The sequence below is a fragment of the Sedimentitalea todarodis genome (assembly GCF_032595355.1).
Classification (GTDB): domain Bacteria; phylum Pseudomonadota; class Alphaproteobacteria; order Rhodobacterales; family Rhodobacteraceae; genus Sedimentitalea; species Sedimentitalea todarodis.
In genome coordinates, this window is record NZ_JASMWN010000011.1 from 66,403 (window position 1) to 87,164 (window position 20,762).

The 20,762-nt window shown below is 58.7% G+C and carries 22 protein-coding genes; 5 read left to right on the forward strand and 17 right to left on the reverse strand.

Going from position 1 to position 20,762, the window contains the following annotated elements:
• The first annotated feature begins 15 nt into the window (after positions 1-15).
• The 3 genes from cobU to QO231_RS14205 are packed head-to-tail and all read left to right on the forward strand — an operon-like array spanning position 16 to position 1,863.
• On the forward strand, positions 16-537 hold the full coding sequence (gene cobU / locus QO231_RS14195) for a bifunctional adenosylcobinamide kinase/adenosylcobinamide-phosphate guanylyltransferase (RefSeq protein WP_316777551.1): 522 nt from the start codon (positions 16-18) through the stop codon (positions 535-537).
• Positions 534-1,112, forward strand: coding sequence for a histidine phosphatase family protein (locus QO231_RS14200; RefSeq protein ID WP_316777554.1), 579 nt, complete (start codon positions 534-536; stop codon positions 1,110-1,112). The genes cobU and QO231_RS14200 overlap by 4 nt, the downstream gene beginning before the upstream one ends.
• A 58-nt stretch (positions 1,113-1,170) precedes the next feature.
• Positions 1,171-1,863, forward strand: coding sequence for a glutathione S-transferase (locus tag QO231_RS14205; protein ID WP_316777557.1), 693 nt, complete (start codon positions 1,171-1,173; stop codon positions 1,861-1,863).
• Positions 1,864-1,972: 109 nt separating this feature from the next.
• On the opposite strand, the gene rplP is transcribed toward QO231_RS14205, so the two are convergent.
• From rplP to rplB, 5 genes are read right to left on the reverse strand one after another with little or no spacing between them, the layout of a single operon-like run.
• On the reverse strand, positions 1,973-2,386 hold the full coding sequence (gene rplP / locus QO231_RS14210) for a 50S ribosomal protein L16 (protein ID WP_316777560.1): 414 nt from the start codon (positions 2,384-2,386) through the stop codon (positions 1,973-1,975).
• Positions 2,387-2,398: 12 nt separating this feature from the next.
• On the reverse strand, positions 2,399-3,106 hold the full coding sequence (rpsC, locus tag QO231_RS14215; protein ID WP_316777563.1) for a 30S ribosomal protein S3: 708 nt from the start codon (positions 3,104-3,106) through the stop codon (positions 2,399-2,401).
• On the reverse strand, positions 3,106-3,486 hold the full coding sequence (rplV, locus tag QO231_RS14220; RefSeq protein WP_316777566.1) for a 50S ribosomal protein L22: 381 nt from the start codon (positions 3,484-3,486) through the stop codon (positions 3,106-3,108). Before rplV ends, rpsC begins: the two co-directional genes overlap by 1 nt.
• Positions 3,487-3,489: 3 nt before the next feature.
• Positions 3,490-3,768 carry a 30S ribosomal protein S19 gene (rpsS, locus tag QO231_RS14225; protein ID WP_106609258.1) on the reverse strand — a complete coding sequence of 93 codons (279 nt, stop codon included), beginning with the start codon at positions 3,766-3,768 and terminating at the stop codon, positions 3,490-3,492.
• 3 nt (positions 3,769-3,771) lie between these two features.
• The gene (gene rplB / locus QO231_RS14230; protein WP_316777570.1) at positions 3,772-4,614 is read right to left on the reverse strand and encodes a 50S ribosomal protein L2; all 843 of its coding nucleotides are present in this window, start codon (positions 4,612-4,614) and stop codon (positions 3,772-3,774) included.
• Between the two features lie 420 nt (positions 4,615-5,034).
• On the opposite strand from rplB, the gene QO231_RS14235 reads away from it, so the two are divergent.
• Positions 5,035-5,388, forward strand: coding sequence for a phasin family protein (locus QO231_RS14235; protein ID WP_316777573.1), 354 nt, complete (start codon positions 5,035-5,037; stop codon positions 5,386-5,388).
• Between the two features lie 350 nt (positions 5,389-5,738).
• Here the strand turns inward: QO231_RS14235 and QO231_RS14240 are convergent, their stop codons facing one another.
• The 10 genes from QO231_RS14240 to QO231_RS14285 form a co-directional block, all read right to left on the reverse strand.
• Entirely contained in the window at positions 5,739-5,945 is a 207-nt protein-coding gene (locus QO231_RS14240) for a cold-shock protein (protein WP_316777576.1), read from the reverse strand.
• Between the two features lie 266 nt (positions 5,946-6,211).
• The gene (locus QO231_RS14245) at positions 6,212-6,508 is read right to left on the reverse strand and encodes a 50S ribosomal protein L23 (protein WP_316777578.1); all 297 of its coding nucleotides are present in this window, start codon (positions 6,506-6,508) and stop codon (positions 6,212-6,214) included.
• Positions 6,505-7,122, reverse strand: coding sequence for a 50S ribosomal protein L4 (gene rplD, locus QO231_RS14250; RefSeq protein ID WP_316777581.1), 618 nt, complete (start codon positions 7,120-7,122; stop codon positions 6,505-6,507). Before rplD ends, QO231_RS14245 begins: the two co-directional genes overlap by 4 nt.
• The gene (gene rplC / locus QO231_RS14255; RefSeq protein ID WP_316777584.1) at positions 7,119-7,844 is read right to left on the reverse strand and encodes a 50S ribosomal protein L3; all 726 of its coding nucleotides are present in this window, start codon (positions 7,842-7,844) and stop codon (positions 7,119-7,121) included. The genes rplD and rplC overlap by 4 nt, the downstream gene beginning before the upstream one ends.
• Before the next feature lie 16 nt (positions 7,845-7,860).
• A complete protein-coding gene (gene rpsJ, locus QO231_RS14260) occupies positions 7,861-8,175 on the reverse strand; it encodes a 30S ribosomal protein S10 (protein WP_316777587.1) in 315 nt (104 codons plus the stop codon).
• Between the two features lie 81 nt (positions 8,176-8,256).
• On the reverse strand, positions 8,257-9,432 hold the full coding sequence (gene tuf, locus QO231_RS14265; RefSeq protein WP_316777589.1) for an elongation factor Tu: 1,176 nt from the start codon (positions 9,430-9,432) through the stop codon (positions 8,257-8,259).
• Positions 9,433-9,513: 81 nt separating this feature from the next.
• A complete protein-coding gene (fusA, locus tag QO231_RS14270) occupies positions 9,514-11,637 on the reverse strand; it encodes an elongation factor G (protein ID WP_316777592.1) in 2,124 nt (707 codons plus the stop codon).
• Positions 11,638-11,658: 21 nt separating this feature from the next.
• Positions 11,659-12,129, reverse strand: a complete 471-nt coding sequence (rpsG, locus tag QO231_RS14275; RefSeq protein WP_316777597.1) for a 30S ribosomal protein S7 — start codon at positions 12,127-12,129, stop codon at positions 11,659-11,661.
• A 12-nt stretch (positions 12,130-12,141) separates the two neighbouring features.
• Positions 12,142-12,513: a 30S ribosomal protein S12 gene (gene rpsL, locus QO231_RS14280; RefSeq protein ID WP_011570072.1), complete on the reverse strand. Its 372-nt coding sequence runs from the start codon at positions 12,511-12,513 to the stop codon at positions 12,142-12,144.
• A 315-nt stretch (positions 12,514-12,828) separates the two neighbouring features.
• A complete protein-coding gene (locus tag QO231_RS14285; RefSeq protein WP_316777613.1) occupies positions 12,829-14,445 on the reverse strand; it encodes a DUF1254 domain-containing protein in 1,617 nt (538 codons plus the stop codon).
• Between the two features lie 190 nt (positions 14,446-14,635).
• Between QO231_RS14285 and QO231_RS14290 the strand changes: the two genes are divergently transcribed.
• Entirely contained in the window at positions 14,636-15,448 is an 813-nt protein-coding gene (locus QO231_RS14290) for a putative rhamnosyl transferase (protein ID WP_316777615.1), read from the forward strand.
• On the opposite strand, the gene QO231_RS14295 is transcribed toward QO231_RS14290, so the two are convergent.
• Both QO231_RS14295 and rpoC read right to left on the reverse strand, forming a co-directional pair.
• Positions 15,434-16,315, reverse strand: a complete 882-nt coding sequence (locus QO231_RS14295) for a DMT family transporter (protein ID WP_316777618.1) — start codon at positions 16,313-16,315, stop codon at positions 15,434-15,436. The two genes, QO231_RS14290 and QO231_RS14295, sit on opposite strands and share 15 nt — an antisense overlap.
• 173 nt (positions 16,316-16,488) lie before the next feature.
• Positions 16,489-20,730, reverse strand: a complete 4,242-nt coding sequence (gene rpoC, locus QO231_RS14300) for a DNA-directed RNA polymerase subunit beta' (RefSeq protein ID WP_316777621.1) — start codon at positions 20,728-20,730, stop codon at positions 16,489-16,491.
• Between the last annotated feature and the right edge of the window lie 32 nt (positions 20,731-20,762).

Here is a 20,762-nt window from a genome sequence, read left to right on the forward strand (position 1 = left end):
ACGGGTAACTAATACGTGCAATCAAGACATATCCTTGTCCTGGGCGGCGCCGCGTCTGGAAAATCGGCGTTTGCCGAGACACTTGCCGAAAAATCGGGCAAGCCCCTGATTTATCTGGCCACCGCACTGGCATTCGACCCAGAAATGCGTCACAAGATTGACCGGCATATCGCGCGCCGCGGCGATGTCTGGACAACGGTCGAGGCACCGCTCGATCTTGTTCCGGCTCTCGGGTCACTGTCTTCACGGCAGGGCTGTCTGCTTGATTGCGCAACCATGTGGCTCAGCAACCTGATGCTGGCGGAAAAAGACATCAACTCGGCACAGACGGCCTTGATCGACGCAATCCGAGCCTGTGCCGCAGAACTCGTCATTGTGTCCAACGAGGTTGGGCAGGGTATCGTGCCCGAGAATTCATTGGCCCGCCGGTTTCGCGACGCGCAAGGGCGGCTCAACATCGCGCTTGCGGCAGAATGCGACATCGTGGTGCAGGTCATCGCCGGATTGCCACGGGTGCTGAAGGGGAGTTTGGAATGACAACCTTTCACTGGGTCCGGCATGGCCCCACCCATGAACGCGCCATTGTCGGCTGGCGTGATGTCCCGGCGGATCTGTCGAATACCGCCCGGATTCAGCGGCTCGACAGCTTTCTGCCCCGTGATGCCATCGTGGTTTCCTCCGATCTGATCAGGGCGTCCGCAACCGCCGACGCGCTCAGCGCGGCGCGCACGCGCCTGCCTGATGTGCGCGACCTGCGCGAGTTTCATTTTGGCGACTGGGATGGTCTGCATTTCTCCGAAGTGGCCGAAACACATCCACGGCTCAGCCGCGATTATTGGGAAAATCCGGGGGAGCCAACACCACCGGGTGGCGAAAGCTGGAACATGGCCGCTGCGCGCGTGCGTCCGGTGGTGGACACCCTGATCAAGCAGCATCCCGGGCGGCACATCATCGTGGTTGCGCATATCGGCGTGATCATGACCCAGATCGAACACGCATCCGGGCAGTCGGCACGCGAGGTCATCGGTAACAAGATCGACAATCTGTCGGTGACGGAGTTGCACCTGTCTGGCACAGATTGGCAGGTCAGGCGGATCAATCATCTTCCGTGATGAACGCGGCCACAAATCGACATTTTACCGACTAATGCGCCACATCTAGGCTCTGGCCATGACCTATGATCTTTTTATCGGCGACCGCATGTTCTCCAGCTGGTCGTTGCGCGGCTGGCTGATGTTCGAGAAGTTCAACATCCCCTGCCGGACCCGCATGGTCGGGCTCTATTCCGGCACCATGGCGGCAGACATGGCCGACATCGCACCTGCGCGGCTGGTGCCTTCGGTACGAACGCCCGATGGCACCATCGTCGGCGAAAGCATCGCCGTCGCGGAAACCCTGGCAGAGCGGCATCCCGAAGCAGGTCTCTGGCCAACCGACTCTGCCGAACGCGCCACCGCGCGGTGGTTGTGCGCGGAAATGGCGAGCGGTTTCAGCGCTCTCCGGACTGATTGCCCGATGCAATTGTCTCACTGTTTTCGCGGATTTGCACCGTCAGAGGCCGTCATGACCGATCTTGCCCGCGTTGAAACGCTTTGGGCACATGCGCGCCAGATATCGGGCGGCGGGTCCGGATGGCTCTTTGGTGGCTACTCGCTCGCCGACGTGTTCTATACACCCGTCGCCGCGCGCATTATCGGCTATGGGTTGCCCGTAGCGGAACACACCCGGGCCTATTGCATGACGCTCCTGGCGGACCCGGCGGTCCAGTCGTGGCGCCGTGACGCGCAGGAGGTTACCTATGATCCATTCCCCTACATGCTCGATTTGCCAACCGAACCCTGGCCGAACCTCCCCGCCCCCTGATCGATGCGTGCCTCTTGGCCGCTCAAATAGCCTCCCTATACGACAAGAAAAGGCCCCCACCGATCATCGGTGGAGGCCTCTTCAATTCCAGCGGTGGTAGGTGTGAGCCTTACCAGTCCTCGCGAACCACGATCCGCGTCTTGATCGGCAGCTTCATCGCGGCCAGGCGCAGGGCCTCGCGCGCGACGTCGTCATTGACGCCATCAATCTCGAACATCACGCGGCCGGGTTTCACCTTGGCGGCCCAGAAATCAACCGAACCCTTACCTTTACCCATCCGAACTTCGGTCGGCTTGGAGGTCACCGGGGTGTCCGGAAAAATCCGGATCCAGACACGGCCCTGGCGTTTCATGTGGCGCGTCATCGCACGACGTGCAGCTTCGATCTGACGGGCGGTTACGCGCTCGGGCTGGAGAGCCTTCAGGCCGTAGGTGCCAAAGTTCAGATCGCTTCCGCCTTTTGCCAGGCCACTGATCCGGCCTTTGTGCATCTTGCGGAATTTTGTACGTTTTGGTTGAAGCATAGTCGTATCTCCTTAGCGGCGGCCACCGGCACCACGGGGTGCGGGACCATCCTGGAGTTCCTGAGCTTTACGGTCACGTGCAGCGGGATCGTGTTCCATGATCTCGCCTTTGAAGATCCAGGTCTTGATCCCGATGATCCCATAAGCGGTCTTGGCCTCTACATGTGCGTAATCGATATCGGCACGCAGTGTGTGCAGCGGCACACGACCTTCGCGATACCACTCTGTCCGCGCGATTTCCGCGCCGCCCAGACGACCCGCGAGGTTTACCCGGATACCCAGTGCACCCATGCGCATCGCGTTCTGAACCGCACGTTTCATGGCGCGGCGGAAAGAGACCCGGCGCTCCAGCTGCTGTGCGATGGACTCACCGACCAGAGCAGCATCAAGTTCCGGCTTGCGGACTTCGACGATGTTCAGGTGCAACTCGCTGTCGGTCATGTTGGCGATTTTCTTGCGCAAGCCTTCGATGTCTGCACCTTTCTTGCCAATGATGACGCCGGGGCGTGCTGTGTGGATCGTGACGCGGCACTTCTTGTGCGGACGTTCGATGATCACACGGCTAATGCCGGCCTGCTTGCACTCGTCCTTGATGAAATCACGGATCTTGAGATCTTCCAGCAGAAGATCACCGTAATCCTTTGTGTCGGCGTACCAGCGGCTGTCCCAGGTGCGGTTTACCTGCAGGCGCATGCCAATCGGATTGACTTTATTACCCATTAGGCTTGCTCCTCAACTTGGCGCACTTTGATGGTCAGTTCCGAGAACGGCTTCATGATCTTGCCGAAACGGCCACGGGCCCGGGGGCGTCCGCGCTTCAGCGTCATGTTCTTGCCCACATAGGCCTCGGCGACGATCAGTTCATCGACGTCCAGGTTGTGGTTGTTCTCGGCATTGGCAATCGCGGACTGAAGGCATTTCTTCACGTCCTCGGCGATCCGCTTGTTGCTGAAGGTCAGATCGGTCAAGGCCCGATCAACTTTCTTGCCACGGATCATACCTGCGACCAGGTTCAGTTTCTGCGGGCTGGTGCGAAGCATGCGCAGTTTTGCCATTGCTTCGTTGTCTGCCACGCGGCGGGGGTTCTTTTCCTTGCCCATGACTTACTTCCGCTTCGCTTTCTTGTCGGCGGCATGACCGTAATAGGTCCGAGTCGGGGAATACTCACCGAACTTCTGACCGATCATGTCTTCGCTGACGTTGACTGGGATATGTTTCTTGCCGTTGTAGACGCCAAACGTCAGGCCCACGAACTGGGGCAGGATCGTCGAGCGGCGCGACCAGATCTTGATAACTTCGTTGCGACCGCTTTCGCGGGCCGCCTCGGCCTTTTTCAACACATATGCGTCGACAAAAGGACCTTTCCAAACAGAGCGAGACATCTATCAGCGTCCCTTCTTCTTGGCGTGCCGCGAGCGGATGATCAGCTTGCTGGACGCTTTGTTCTTGTTGCGGGTTTTTGCACCCTTTGTCGGCTTGCCCCATGGGGTCACCGGATGACGACCACCCGAGGTCCGGCCTTCACCACCACCATGCGGGTGATCGATCGGGTTCATGACCACACCACGCACGGACGGGCGAATACCCTTGTGGCGCATACGACCGGCTTTGCCGTAGTTCTGGTTGCTGTTGTCGGGGTTCGACACGGCACCGACGGTGGCCATGCATTCCTGACGGATCAGGCGCAGTTCACCACTGCTCAGGCGCACCTGAGCATAGCCGCCATCACGACCGACGAACTGGGCATAGGTGCCAGCCGCGCGTGCGATCTGACCGCCCTTGCCGGGCTTCATCTCGATGTTGTGCACGATTGTACCAATCGGCATGCCCGAGAACGGCATCGCGTTGCCCGGCTTGATATCGGCTTTTGTGGACGCGATCACCTGATCGCCGACCGCCAGACGCTGCGGCGCAAGGATATACGCGCGTTCACCGTCCGTGTATTGGATCAGGGCGATAAAGGCGGTCCGGTTCGGATCATATTCGATCCGTTCGACGGTGGCCGCCACATCGCGCTTGTTCCGCTTGAAATCCACGATGCGATAGAGGCGCTTTGCCCCACCGCCTGTGCGACGCATTGTAATCCGCCCGGTGTTGTTCCGGCCGCCTGACTTGCTCAAACCCTCGGTGAGGGCTTTGACAGGACGTCCTTTGTACAGCTCCGAACGGTCGATCAGCACCAGCCCACGCTGGCCCGGCGTCGTCGGCTTATACGACTTGAGTGCCATGCTTTCTGTCTTCCGTTTAGCAGTGCAGCGGTTATTGCCCGCCGCTATGTTTGAGGCCCCGCCCGCAGGTTCATTCAGAACCCACCGGAAGCGCCAGTGGTATAAGGCCCCGAAGGTCCTCGATTGCATTGCCTGATGGCAAAATAACGCCCGCCCCGGACGAATCCGGGGCGGCGCGGATGGTGTCTGTTATTAGAGACCCGCACGGGGGTCAAGCGCTTCGTCACCAAAGGGCGCTTTCTGTTTGAGTCGCACGCTCGCGACATGCCCCGTTTGGCCCCGAAATCGGCGTCTCTTCGTGGGAAACACCGTGAGATCTCGCCTCCGCACGATCCAGATCAAAGTCGGATATCTTCAGGCATGGTATGAGATTCTTGTATACAGCGCACTACGATGCGCCCGGCGAGAAGGAAGAGAACCATGCCCAGAACGAGAGCAAAGGACCAAAAGGCAGCCACAAGCACCATGGAAATGACGCAGGCATTGTTGCAGGCCAATCCCAAAGTCATGGAAGCCTGGCTCGACCTGATGAACGAAAGCGCCCGCTTTGTTGCAGATCGTCTGCAAAAGGATCAGGAGACTCAGAAGGCGCTGCTGAGTTGCAATACGCCCGCAGAGTTGATGCAGGTTCAGTCCGAGTTCTTGAGCAATGCCGTCAGTCAATACACAGCACAGACGACCCGCGTGTTCGAAAAGATGTCGGAGGCCACACGCGTGACCCTGACCGAAACGGCAAAGGTGTCGTCACGCGGCTATGACGACGTACCGCTCTAGAACCAGCGGCAGATGGCCAATAGACAGCAAGACGCCTGAAGCAGATCCATAGCAACGCTGCGCGTGCCCGTCGTCCATAGTGAAGCAGGCGCAGCGCTTTCGGTCATACGTGACGTTCCGCCAGAGCGCGAAATATGCCGGGATCACTGGGATCAGTATCTTGGGCCCCTACCATCTGCGAAGTCGTGGCCTGGGAATCTACCAATGAACTCGGCGTTCACACTGGGCGCAAGGGAAACTGCGGCACCGTCCGAAAGATTGGGCACACCGAAAATCAAAAAAAGGGCGTATCGTCACCGATACGCCCCGTTCCATTCATTCAGACATCATTCCCAACAAAGGGAAGCGGCTTACGCCAGCACAATATTCGTTGCGCTCTCGCGATTGTCGCGACCGTTTTCGATGTCGAAAGTCACTTTCTGGTTGTCGCTCAGACCGGTCAGACCAGCTTGCTCAACGGCAGAGATGTGCACAAACACGTCTTTGCTGCCGCCATCGGGGGCGATAAAACCAAAACCTTTAGTTGAGTTGAACCATTTGACGGTGCCAGTAGCCATCGTCGTACTCCTAGATATACACTGCCCGCAGGATGCGGCAGTTCGGCTAAGTCATTGAAAGATCGAAAGACTGAGCCGTTAGGAGCAGTAATCACGATAGATGTAGTAACGTCGCACGTCCACCTGCGCCTTTTGCGCGTGAATAGCAAGCGATTTGAAACGCTTTTTGCCAGATCGGCAAATCTGCACCATCCCGAACAGCTGCGAGAAAAACACAAAAGGCCCCCGCGTGCGCGAGGGCCTTTCACTAGATCGGTTCGATCAAATCAGAGTCCGGTAGACACATCGATCGTGTTGCCCTCTTCGAGGGTCACATAGGCCTTCTTCACGTCTTTGCGCTTGCCCAACTGACCGCGGAAGCGCTTGGATTTACCTTTGGTGATGGTGGTGTTGACCGCCTTCACCTTGACGCCGAACAGCGCCTCAACGGCTTCCTTGATCTGCGGTTTGTTGCTGTCCATCGCCACTTCAAACACCACGGCGCCGTTTTCAGACGCCATTGTGGCCTTTTCGGTGATGACCGGCTTGCGGATCACGTCGTAATGTTCTGCCTTCGCGCTCATTTCAGACGAGCCTCCAGTGCCTCTACACCCGCCTTCGTGATCACCAGAGTGTCACGCTTGAGGATGTCATAAACGTTTGCGCCCATCGACGGCAGGATATCCAGACCTTCGATATTGCGCGCGGCTTTGGCGAACCCTTCGTTGACGGCAGCGCCGTCAATGACCAGAGCCCGTTTCCAGCCAAGGTTCTTGACCAGCTTGGCGAGCACGGCGGTTTTGCCTTCTGCGGCAGCCTCGTCGATAATGACCAGCTCACCTGCCTTGGCCTTGGCGGACAACGCGTGACGAAGGCCCAGCTTGCGGAACTTCTTGGTCAGCTCGTGGCCATGGCTGCGAACAACCGGGCCCTTGTAGACACCACCACCGCGGAAGATCGGCGCAGACCGCGCGCCGTGGCGTGCGCCGCCGGTGCCCTTCTGGCGATAGATCTTCTTGGTCGAGTAGCTCACTTCGGACCTTGTCTTGACCTTGTGGGTGCCCGCCTGCGCATTGTTACGCTGCCAGCGAACCACACGGTGCAGGATATCTGCGCGCGGCTCCAGGCCAAACAGATCGGCATCCAGCTCGATGTCGCCGGCCTTGGCGCCGTCCAGTTTGATCACATCAAGTTTCATGCTTCACCACCTTCCGCAGGAGCTTCTTCTGCGGGTGCTTCGGTTGCAGCAACTTTCAGACCTGCCGGGAACGGCACGCCTTCGGGCAGCTTTTTCTTGACCGCATCCTTGACCGTGACCCAGCCACCCTTGGAGCCGGGAACAGCTCCTTTGATGAACACGAGGCCGCGGTCGGCGTCGGTCTTGACGACTTCCAGGTTCTGGGTGGTCACGCGGGCTGCGCCCATGTGTCCGGCCATCTTCTTGCCTTTGAACACCTTGCCGGGATCCTGACACTGACCGGTGGAGCCATGCGACCGGTGACTGATCGACACACCGTGGCTGGCCCGCAGACCGCCAAAGTTGTGGCGCTTCATCGCACCTTGAAAACCTTTACCGATCGAGGTGCCGCTGACGTCCACTTTCTGGCCTTCCAGAAAGTGCTCGGCAGAGAGCTCTTCGCCAACGCCAATCAGGTTGTCCTCGGACACGCGGAACTCGGCGACCTTGCGCTTGGGTTCCACTTTTGCTGCGGCAAAGTGCCCACGCATGGCTTGGCTCGTGCGTTTGACCTTGGCCGAACCGGCACCCAGCTGAACAGCAGAGTAGCCGTCCTTGTCGGTGGTGCGTTGCGCCACAACCTGCAGACCGTCCAATTGCAGAACGGTCACAGGGATCTGCTTGCCGTCTTCCATGAACAGCCGGGTCATGCCGACTTTCTTTGCGATAATACCAGAGCGCATGTTCATTACCCTCCGATTACGATTGCAGCTTGATCTCGACGTCCACACCAGCGGCCAGGTCGAGCTTCATCAGCGCGTCCACGGTCTGGGGGGTCGGATCAACGATATCCAGCAGACGCTTGTGCGTGCGGATCTCGAACTGGTCACGGGATTTCTTGTCAACGTGAGGCCCACGCAGAACGGTGAACTTCTCGATCTTGTTGGGCAGCGGGATCGGGCCACGGACGTTGGCGCCGGTCCGCTTGGCTGTGTTCACGATTTCCTGCGTGCTGGAGTCCAGTACACGGTAATCGAACGCTTTCAGCCGAATGCGAATGTTTTGGCTTTGCATTTCGTCAGCCTTTCAAGGCTTTGGAGTTGATAGGAGGGCCAGCGGCTCATCCGCTGGCCCTCGTCTAACCCATAGGGTTCTTTAGTCGAGGATTTTGCTGACGACGCCGGCGCCGACGGTGCGGCCGCCTTCGCGGATGGCGAAGCGGAGGCCCTGTTCCATCGCGATCGGCGCGATCAGTTCGACGCCGAAGGAGACGTTGTCGCCCGGCATCACCATCTCGGTGCCTTCGGCCAGCGTCACGGTCCCGGTCACGTCCGTGGTGCGGAAGTAGAACTGCGGACGGTAGTTGGCGAAGAACGGCGTGTGACGGCCACCTTCATCCTTGGTCAGGATATAGGCTTCGGCCTCGAACTTGGTGTGCGGGTTCACCGACTTGGGCTTGCACAGCACCTGGCCGCGCTCGACACCTTCACGGTCGATCCCGCGCAGCAGGACGCCGACATTGTCGCCCGCTTCACCACGATCCAGCAGCTTGCGGAACATTTCCACACCGGTGCAGGTGGTCGATTTGGTGTCGCGGATGCCGACGATCTCGATGGTGTCGCCCACGTTGATCACGCCACGCTCGATCCGGCCAGTCACAACCGTACCACGGCCGGAAATCGAGAACACGTCCTCGATCGGCATCAGGAACGGCTGGTCGATCGCCCGCTCGGGGGTCGGGATCCAGCTGTCGACGGCCTCCATCAGCGCGCGGATCGACTTTTCGCCGATCTCTTCGTCGCGACCTTCCAGGGCGGCCAGGGCAGACCCGGGGATGATCGGAATGTCGTCGCCCGGATACTCGTAGGAGGACAGCAGCTCGCGGATTTCCATTTCCACCAGCTCGAGCAGCTCCTCGTCGTCCACCTGGTCGACCTTGTTCATGTAGACGACCATGGTCGGGATGCCGACCTGGCGGCCCAGCAGGATGTGCTCGCGGGTCTGCGGCATCGGGCCGTCAGCCGCGTTCACAACCAGAATCGCGCCGTCCATCTGCGCCGCACCGGTGATCATGTTCTTCACATAGTCGGCGTGGCCGGGGCAGTCGACATGCGCATAGTGGCGCGCATCGGTCTCGTATTCCACATGCGCGGTCGAGATCGTGATCCCGCGCGCTTTCTCTTCCGGCGCGCCGTCGATCTGGTCATATGCCTTGAAATCACCAAAATACTTCGTGATCGCAGCCGTCAGCGTCGTCTTGCCATGGTCAACATGGCCAATCGTGCCAATGTTCACATGCGGCTTGTTACGCTCAAACTTTTCCTTACCCATGACAGGTCTCCTTTTATCTTTCGGCTGGCGAGAAACCCCGCCCTAAAGTTGGTGGGTCGGGCGGGGCACCCCGCCACCCGGTTATGCGAATTTGGCCTGGATCTCGTCGCTGATGTTCTGCGGAACCGGGTCATAGTGATCGAACTGCATCGAGAAGTTCGCCCGGCCCGAAGACATCGACCGCAGGGTGTTGATGTAGCCGAACATGTTCGCCAGCGGCACCATCGCGTCGATGGCGATGGCATTGCCACGGTTTTCCTGACCGGTCACCTGGCCACGACGGCTGGTCAAGTCTCCAATGATCCCGCCCGTGTATTCTTCAGGGGAGATCACTTCGACTTTCATGATCGGTTCCAGCATCTTGGCACCGGCCTTGCGCATACCTTCGCGCATGCCCATCCGCGCGGCGATTTCAAACGCCAGCACCGAGGAGTCCACGTCGTGGAACTTGCCGTCGATCAGAGCAACCTTGAAGTCGATCACGGGGAAACCAGCCAGAGGCCCGCTGTCCATGACGGACTTGATGCCTTTTTCAACGCCCGGGATGTATTCCTTTGGAACAGCACCACCAACAATCTTTGATTCAAACGAATAGCCTTCGCCCGGCTCTGTCGGCGAGATGATCAACTTCACCTCTGCAAACTGACCCGAACCACCCGACTGCTTCTTGTGGGTATAGGTATGCTCGACTTCGTGACCGATGGTCTCGCGATAGGCAACCTGCGGCGCACCAATGTTGGCCTCGACCTTGAACTCTCGCTTCAGGCGATCCACCAGGATATCGAGGTGAAGTTCACCCATGCCCTTCATGATGGTCTGTCCCGACTCAATATCGGTTTCGACACGGAAGGACGGATCCTCGGCAGCCAGACGGGCGAGACCCTGGGACATCTTTTCCTGGTCAGCCTTGGTTTTTGGCTCGACTGCGATCTCGATGACCGGATCGGGGAAGGTCATGGTTTCCAGAACCACCGGATCGTTGACCGCACACAGCGTGTCACCGGTTGTGGTGTCCTTGAGACCAGCCAGCGCAATGATGTCGCCCGCAAACGCTTCGGTGATTTCCTCGCGGTTGTTGGAGTGCATCATCATCATCCGGCCCACGCGCTCTTTCTTGCCCTTGGTCGAGTTCAAAAGCGTGTCGCCCTTGTTCAACTTGCCGGAATACACGCGCGTGAACGTAAGAGAACCAACAAACGGGTCGTTCATGATCTTGAACGCCAGGCCTGAGAACGCCATGTCGTCATCCGCGCGGCGCGGAATGTCACGGGTTTCAGTTTCGTCGCCCGGTTTGAAGCCCATGTAGTCGACCACGTCCATGGGGCTAGGCAGATAGTCGATTACAGCATTGAGCAGAGGCTGAACGCCCTTGTTCTTGAACGCGGAACCACCCAGAACCGGCACAAAGTGCAATGCCAGAGTGCCCTTGCGCAGCAGTTTGCGCAGGGTCGGCACGTCGGGTTCGTTGCCTTCAAGGTACTCCATCATGGCGTCGTCGTCTTCTTCGACGGCCGCTTCGATCATCTTGCCGCGCCACTCGTCAGCCATGTCCTTCAGGCTGTCGCGGATCGGTGCCTTGATCCAGGACGCGCCGAGGTCTTCGCCCTGCCACAGCCACTCTTCCATGGTCACCAAATCGATCAGACCTTCCAGCTCTGTTTCGGCACCGATCGGGATACCAACAGGCACGGCGCGCGCGCCGGTCCGGTCTTCGATCATGCGAACACAGTTGAAGAAGTCGGCGCCAATCTTGTCCATCTTGTTGACGAACACCATGCGCGGCACCTTGTACCGATCGGCCTGACGCCACACGGTTTCAGTCTGCGGCTCGACACCGGCGTTGGCGTCCAGAACACAGACGGCACCGTCGAGAACCGCCAGCGAACGTTCGACTTCAATCGTGAAGTCCACGTGACCGGGCGTATCGATGATGTTCATCCGGTACTTGGTGTCGGATGTCCCTTCGGCGGTCGGCTCTTCCTGGCGCTGCCAGAAGGTTGTGGTCGCAGCCGACGTGATGGTGATCCCGCGTTCCTGCTCCTGCTCCATCCAGTCCATCGTGGCCGCACCGTCATGCACCTCACCGATGTTGTGGGATTTGCCGGTGTAAAACAGGATCCGTTCGCTGCAGGTGGTCTTGCCTGCATCGATATGGGCCATGATGCCGAAGTTGCGGTAGCGTTGGAGCGGATAGTCGCGTGCCATGGGTCTCTTGCCTCTGTATTCTTACCAGCGGTAATGGCTGAAGGCTTTGTTCGCCTCGGCCATCTTGTGGGTGTCTTCGCGCTTTTTCACCGCGGAGCCGCGGGATTGAACAGCGTCCAGAAGTTCGCCGGCGAGACGCTCTTCCATTGTGTTTTCGTTGCGGGCGCGGCTTGCCTTGATCAGCCAGCGGATCGCCAGCGCTTCGCGGCGCTCGGGGCGAACTTCGACCGGAACCTGGTAGGTTGCACCACCCACACGGCGCGAGCGGACCTCGACGCTGGGCTGGATATTCTCAAGCGCTTCGTGGAACACTTCCAGCGGCGACCGTTTGATCTTGCTCTCAACCCGATCCATCGCATTGTAGACGATGCGCTCCGCGACCGACTTCTTGCCGTCGATCATCAGGTTGTTCATGAACTTGGTCAGAACCGTATCGCCAAACTTGGCGTCGGGCAGGACTTCGCGTTTTTCAGCGGCGTGACGACGTGACATGTCACTCTCTCCTTATTTGGGACGCTTGGCGCCGTACTTCGAACGACGTTGCTTACGGTCTTTGACGCCTTGCGTATCCAGAACACCACGCAGGATGTGATAACGCACACCGGGAAGGTCTTTGACACGACCGCCACGGATCAGGACGACAGAGTGTTCCTGAAGGTTGTGGCTTTCACCCGGGATATAGGAAATGACCTCAAAACCGTTGGTCAGGCGCACTTTGGCAACCTTCCGCATGGCCGAGTTCGGTTTCTTTGGCGTGGTGGTATACACGCGCGTACAAACGCCACGCTTCTGCGGGCATTCCTGCAGGTGCATGGACTTTGAGCGTTTGATTTTAGGCTGCCGCGGCTTGCGGATCAGCTGTTGGATCGTTGGCATTCCGGTTCTTTCCCCGTTTCGCAACACATGTGTCGTGCACGCATGTGCGTGCGGTTCAAATTTCAGCACTTGACGCGTCCGCAAGCGCAAAAACCGCAATCGTTCCCATTCCGAGGTGAACGACGCGGTGGGTATCCAGAGGATCGGAGCGACAGGTGCCCGGATCGTGACCACTTCAGTATAGATATCGACAGGCGGGGCGACCCCCAAAGCCGAGATGAGACCGGCGTATACGAGGAGTCGCACACCGTGTCAACAGCCCGCCGCCGATGTCCGGAAACGGGCCCGGACATCGACCTTTCAGGCGCTGGTCGGCTAGTTCACCGCCTCGATTTCAGTTGGCTGCCAGGACTTGTCAAAGAATGCCGGCAAGGGGCTGTAGAGCCGCAGGATCGTGAACCAGCTCTTTTCAGGATCGGTCTGGATCCAGTTGCCATCTTTCACTTCCGCCGGCTTTTGCGGAGCAAACCAGATTGTGGTGCTTCCATCCTCTGCCGCGGTCGCCGCCAGAGTCGGATAGCTTTGCGATCCCGCACGTGGGAACTTCTGCGGTGTTTGCAACATCGATCGCGTCTGGGTGTCGTAGAGGGTAAAGGACCAGAAGGCCGCCGCCGGGATACCCTTGGGCAGGGTCACCTTGTAGGTCTTTGCCCCGTCAAACTGCTTCATCTCGGAATCGAGGAACCCCATCAGATACTGCGATCCAACTTCGGGAATTCGCATGACCATCGCCGGGCTATCCAGCGTATAGGCATAGTAGAACGCGGCACGGCTATCGAGCGTCCGGGCTCCTGTCGCCAGGAACGGCTTGAACATGCCCTTCTCAAACAGCGGTGGAGGCGTTTCAAACAGCGCGCCGCCTTCGAACAGCATGTTGCCCCATGCGGAGCCTTCGTAATAGGCCCACTCGGGATGAAGCTCCGGGAAGCTCCATTGCAGCGCGCGGCCAAAGGCCTGCCCGGCTGCAGCGGCATCTGTCAGGATCTTCTTCATCCGCTCGTCAGGTGCAAATTCCTTGCCATGAACGATGCCGATCGCCGCATACTGGCCAGCCAACTCGACATCATAGCTCGTCGCCGGCTCGTTCTGGACGTTTTCATTCAGCAAATCGTAAAACCCATAGTCGCTGGGCGGGATCGTGTTGAATGAAACGCCGCTTCCCTCGATGAATTTCATTTCGGGGGACTTCGGCTCTGCTCCCAGGCGGACCTTGCCTTCCAATGCTTCCGCGATGGACGTGCCATAACTGCCTTCACCGTAGGGATAGATCTTGAGGTTATCCTTGATGTTGCCGACCGCTGGTATCGGATCGTTGCCGTCTTTGATAAAGGCGCGCATGGCGTAGAGGACATGATTGGTATTGGCGTGGGCCACGAAATAGCCGCCCTCTGGCAGAGGACCGTCGTAACCCGGCCCGACCACCAGATATTTGCCACCCATGCCGCGATCCGGGCCGGGTTTGCCGATGTCTATGACCCATTGGAACCACATGTCATTCAAGGTCCCCAGCCCGTCCGTTGGCTGGTCAATAACCACCGGCCCTTTGGACAGATCGAGCCAGCCCAGATAGTAAACGGTGTCGGCGTTGGCGGTCAGAAACAGCGAGCTTGAATCCATCAGCTCGGAAAAAATGACGATATCGCCACTTCCAGCGCCGACACCCTGCAGACCCTTCTTGATCGCCAGGGCCGACGCCCCGCGAAAGCTGTTGTTGTAGACCTCCAATGCTCGCGCAAAATCCACGGCGTCGCGAACTGTGTCGACCGTAGATTTCGACGGTGCGCCCTTGCTGAATTCCAGCGTTCCAAGTTGCGTTTCAATACTGTCGGGGGCGGAGAGGGCACGGATCGTTGCCTCGTCCACCTCTGCCAATGCGGGAACAGCACTCCCGCACAAAAGCGCCATTGCCGAAAGGCGTGCCAAAGTTCTCATGATGTCTTACCTGTTAATGATTGATCTGGGTGCATCCTATGCCAGTCTTGCATGAGTTTGCCAGGCTAAACACCTGCCCACCAATCCTATCCGCCTTCGGTCTTAGCGTCCTTGCATCCATTCACCGTCACTGCAAAAGTCATGCTGTTACATCAAGCCGCAGGCGCGTTTCACTGATCGGGGAGGTTTCATGCAAGTTATCGGCCTTTGCCGTTTCTCCTACCCTGCAATCGGCGGGTTTCAGATCGAACACGAGACCCTGGACGAGCGCATCGCCTATCTCTATGCGACCGAGCGCCTGGAAGAGCGTTTCCGTTTCTTCGAGACGATCACCCTGCCCGGCATCCGCGCCCAGTCTGACCCCGACTTCACGTTTCTGATCGTGATCGGTGACAGCCTGCCCGACCGTCACTGCCAGCGCCTGCAAAAGCTGATCGCGGACATCCCGCAGGCCGTAATTCTGGCTTATCCGCCGGGTGAACATCGGCGAATGATGCAAAAGGCGATCAACGCCCACCGATTGCCAAGCCATGAACCATGCCTGCAATTTCGGCTGGATGACGATGACGCGGTGGCGTTTACCTATATCGAAAGGCTCAGGGACGCCGCGCGGGATGTGGCCCCGCTGCTGCGCAATCACCGGCATGTCGCAATTGATTTCAACCAGGGCTATGTTGCCCGCCCCGACGCCAATGGGATCGCTGCAATGCCGATCCAGACCCCCTACTGGACCCCGGCACTGGCGCTGATGCTGCGCCCGGATGTGCGGGTATCGGTGATGAATTTCAGCCATGGCAAACTGTACCGGACAATGCCGACCGTGACCCTCACCGGAGACGACATGATGCTGCGCGGGTTCAATGGGTACAACGATTCCCGACTTAAGAAGACTGCCAAACCCGTCAAGCTGACGCCGTTGACCACGGACGGAGAATTGTTGTTTCAGATGACCTACGGCATTGATTCCGACCACGTGCGCCGGGTGTTTTCAGCGCCGATCTGACCTGGCCCGGGTCACGTTGCGTTCGCGATAGAGTGTGAACACGCCGGTGGCCACGACGATGAACGCGCCCAGCAAGGTCAGATCGGCCGGCCAATCGCCGAACACCAACCACCCCAGGGCCAAGGCCCAAAGCAATCCTGTGTACCTGAACGGTGCTACAAAAGAGATATCACCCACCCGCATCACCATCACGCTGAACAGGTAGCCACCCAGCACAAAGATGGATGCCCCGATCACCAACAGGGTCAGACGCATGTCCAGCGGCTGCCAATCTGTGCCAACCGAGCCGATGCCAAAGAACGCCAGCACGGCCAATGACGCGACAAGCGTCACCGTCATTGACGACACCGAGGCCGACATGCGTCGCGTCGCAAGATCACGCACCGTCACGCACAGCACGGCAGCCAGGGCGAACAACGAGTCGATATCAAATCCGTCCGGGCCGGGCCGCACGATCAACAACATCCCACAGAATCCAACAAGTATCGCGCTCATCCGCCGCCATCCGACGGGGTCACCAAAAAACAGCGCCGCCCCCAGTGTCACTGTCAGGGGCAAGACCTGCAAGACCGCCGTCACATTCGCCAGCGGCATGTTCAGGAGTGCCGTCAGAAAGAAATAGGCCGCCGCGATCTCGGCCAACGACCGCAGGGCTACCAGCATCCAGTCGCGATATGACAGGTTGAAATGCAAGGCACCCAGTCGCCGTGCCAGCACATAGATCAACACGCTCGAAACGATGCCCCGCAGCGTCAGCAACTGAAACAGTGGAAGCGCATTGTCCGTGGCCTTGATACAGGTATCGTTCAGAGTGAATGCGGCCATGCCCGCCATCATCAGCAGGGAACCGCGCAGGTTTGGCGACATTGATTGCTCCGTCCGGCAGGATTCGCAGACCGTCGTACCCCACCGATCAACCCGAAAATGGCGCCGGTATCAACCAAAGACAGCCACGCTCTCAGGCCTCCGGAAAAAAGAAACCCCCCGCACCAGACGGTGCGAGGGGCATATCTTGTTTAGCCGGCAATCAGATCAGGCGATCAATCGCGGCTCTCCGGTGTCTCGCTCAGCGAATCGAACGCATCGGCTTTGATGATGTCCTCTTCGGTCGGAGCAGCCAGAGCCGCGGCCGCTTCGGCTTCTTCACGCCGAGCTTCGATCACCACATTGTCGCGCTCGGTGGCAACACGGCGCACCTTTTGCGTGGCACCACCGGTCCCGGCCGGGATCAAGCGTCCGACGATAACGTTCTCCTTGAGACCAACCAGCTTGTCTTTCTTGCCCTGTACCGATGCTTCGGTCAGAACCCGGGTGGTTTCCTGGAACGACGCCGCCGAGATAAAGCTGCGGGTCTGCAGCGATGCCTTGGTGATCCCCAGCAGGATCGGTTCACCCTGCGCGGGGCGGCCCTTCTTGGACAGCGCCTTTTCGTTGGCCAGATCGAATTCCTGCTTGTCCACATGCTCGCCCTTGAGCAGCGTGGTGTCGCCGGAGTCCTGGATTTCCCACTTCTGCAGCATCTGACGGACGATGACTTCGATGTGCTTGTCGTTGATCTTCACACCTTGCAGGCGATACACGTCCTGCACTTCGTCGATCATGTAATCGGCCAACGCCTCGACACCCATGATGGACAGGATGTCATGCGGCGCCGGATTGCCGTCCATGAGATAGTCGCCCTTCTGGATAAAGTCGCCTTCCTGGACCGGAATATGCTTGCCCTTGGGCACCATGTATTCCGACGTTTCCAGCGTTTCATCCGCAGGTTCGATGCTGATGCGCCGCTTGTTCTTGTAGTCGCGGCCAAAGCGCACGTACCCATCGATTTCGGCGATGATCGCGTGATCCTTCGGACGACGTGCCTCGAACAGTTCGGCCACACGTGGCAGACCACCGGTAATGTCCTTGGTCTTGGAGCCTTCGCGCGGAATACGCGCGACGACATCACCCGCCATGACTTCGGAGCCTTCTTCGATCGACAAAACCGCATCCACCGACATCGGATAGGTCACCGGATTGCCCGCATCGTTGCGGACCGGTTCGCCATCCTCACCTACCAGAATGATCTCCGGCTTGAGTTCGTTGCCCTTGGGGGCCGCGCGCCAGTCGATCACGATCTTCTGGGTCATACCGGTTGCATCGTCGGTCTCGTCGCGCACGGCAATGCCGCTGACCAGATCGACGAACTTGGCCGTACCGGCCTTTTCGGCAATGATCGGCAGGGTGTACGGGTCCCACTCGAACAGTTTCTGACCGCGCTCGACCGTATCGCCATGCTTGACGAACAGCTTGGAGCCGTAGCTGAGCTTGAAGCTTGAACGTTCTTCGCCATGCTCATCCTTGATGACGATCTTCATGTTCCGGCCCATGACCAGCATTTCGCCCGATGCGTTCTCGAGGATCTGCGGGTTCTCGAATTCGATCACACCAGCCTGGCTGGTTTCCTGAAACGACTGCTGTCCGCCTTGCGCAACGCCACCGATGTGGAAGGTCCGCATGGTCAGCTGTGTGCCCGGTTCACCGATGGACTGTGCCGCGATGATGCCCACCGCTTCACCCTGGTTCACCAGCGTACCGCGTGCAAGGTCACGACCATAGCACATTGCACAAACGCCTTCTTCGGCCTCACAGGTCAGCGGGCTGCGAATACGCGCCGACAGCACGCTTGCTTCGTCGACCAGATCCGCCAGCCGTTCGTCGATGATCTGACCCCGTGCAACCAACACTTCGTCCGTGCCCGGCTTGAGGATATCTTCGGCGGCAACACGGCCCAGCAGCCGCTCGGCCAGAGTCGCCACGACTTCACCATCGTTCACCGCCGGCTCTGCCGTGATCGCAGTTTCGGTGCCGCAATCATGCATACGCACGATGCAATCCTGCGCCACGTCCACCAGACGCCGTGTCAGATACCCCGAGTTTGCTGTTTTCAGAGCGGTATCGGACAGTCCCTTGCGGGCACCGTGGGTCGAGTTGAAGTATTCAAGAACGGTCAGACCTTCCTTGAAGTTTGAAATGATCGGCGTTTCGATGATATCGCCATTCGGCTTTGCCATGAGGCCACGCATGCCGCCCAGCTGCTTCATCTGCGTGACCGAGCCACGTGCACCGGAGTGCGCCATCATATAGACGCTGTTCGGTTCCCGTTCAGAGCCATCCGCATCGCGTTCGCTGCTGGAAATCGAGCCCATCATCGCATCGGTGACGCGGTCGTTACACTTGGACCACGCATCAACGACCTTGTTGTACTTTTCGCCCTGGGTAATCAGGCCGTCCATGTACTGTTGTTCAAAGTCTCTGACCTGCTCGCGGGTCTCTTCGACGATCGGCCATTTGGTGTCCGGGATCAGCATGTCGTCCTTGCCGAACGAAATGCCGGCCTTGAAGGCCTCGCGGAAACCCATGGTCATGATCTGGTCACAGAAGATCACCGACTCTTTCTGACCGCAGTAGCGATAGACCGTGTCGATAACCTGCTGCACTTCCTTCTTGCGCAGCAACCGGTTCACCAGTTCGAACGGTGCCTTGGCGTTCAGCGGCAACAATGCCCCCAGGCGCACCCGGCCCGGCGTGGTTTCAAAACGTTTCTGGACCTCGTTGCCTTCATCGTCGATCTGGGGAACGCGTGCGGTGATCTTGGAGTGCAGATGCACTTCGCCCGCGTCCAGTGCATGCTGAACCTCTTCGATCGAGCCAAAGATCTTGCCTTCGCCCTTCATGCCTTCGCGTTCCAGCGTGACATAATAGAGGCCCAGGATCATATCCTGCGACGGAACGATGATCGGCGCGCCGTTGGCAGGCGACAACACGTTGTTGGTGGACATCATCAGGACACGCGCTTCCAACTGCGCCTCAAGGCTCAGCGGGACGTGAACGGCCATCTGGTCACCGTCAAAGTCGGCGTTGAAAGCCGAGCAGACCAGCGGGTGCAATTGGATTGCCTTGCCTTCGATCAGAACCGGTTCAAACGCCTGGATGCCCAGACGGTGCAGCGTCGGCGCACGGTTCAGCATGACCGGATGTTCTCGGATCACCTCATCAAGGATATCCCAGACTTCCGGGCGTTCTTTCTCGACCAGTTTCTTCGCCTGTTTCACCGTCGAAGACAGGCCCTTGGCTTCCAGCCGCGAGTAGATGAACGGCTTGAACAGTTCCAACGCCATCTTCTTGGGCAGACCGCACTGGTGCAGCTTAAGTTCCGGGCCGGTCACGATGACCGAACGACCCGAGAAGTCGACGCGCTTGCCCAAAAGGTTCTGGCGGAAACGACCCTGCTTGCCTTTCAGCATGTCAGACAGAGATTTCAGCGGACGCTTGTTGGCACCGGTGATGACGCGGCCACGACGGCCGTTGTCAAACAGCGCATCCACCGATTCCTGCAACATCCGCTTTTCGTTACGGACGATAATGTCAGGCGCGCGCAGTTCGATCAGACGCTTCAGGCGGTTGTTCCGGTTGATCACGCGGCGATAGAGATCATTCAGGTCGGACGTCGCAAAACGGCCCCCATCCAGCGGCACCAGCGGGCGCAATTCCGGCGGGATCACCGGAATCACCGTCAGAACCATCCACTCCGGGCGGTTGCCGGATTCCAGAAAGCTCTCGACCACTTTCAGGCGCTTGATGATCTTCTTGGGCTTCAGTTCGCCTGTCGCCTCTTTCAGATCGGCACGCAGGGTTTCGGCCTCCTGCTCAAGATCGATGGCCGCCAGCATTTCGCGGATGGCTTCGGCGCCGATATTGGCGGTGAAGGCATCCATGCCATAGGCATCCTGCGCGTCCATGTATTCTTCTTCGGTCATCATCTGGCCGTATTGCAGGTCGGTCAGACCCGGCTCGATAACAACGTAGTTTTCGAAATACAGAACCCGCTCCAGATCACGCAACGTCATGTCCAGCATCAGCCCGATGCGGGACGGCAGCGATTTCAGGAACCAGATATGCGCAACAGGTGCGGCCAGTTCGATGTGGCCCATGCGCTCGCGGCGGACCTTTTGCAGGGTGACTTCCACACCGCATTTTTCGCAGACGACGCCGCGATACTTCATCCGCTTGTACTTGCCGCAGAGGCATTCGTAATCCTTGATCGGGCCAAAGATACGCGCGCAGAAAAGACCGTCACGCTCGGGCTTGAACGTGCGGTAGTTGATGGTTTCCGGCTTCTTGATTTCGCCATACGACCACGACAGGATGCGCTCGGGGCTGGCCAGCGACACCTTGATTTCGTCGAACACCTTGGGCGGTGTCAGCGGGTTGAACGGGTTGTTTGTCAGTTCCTGGTTCATTTTGCGTCCTTACAAATTGGGATGGGATGAGT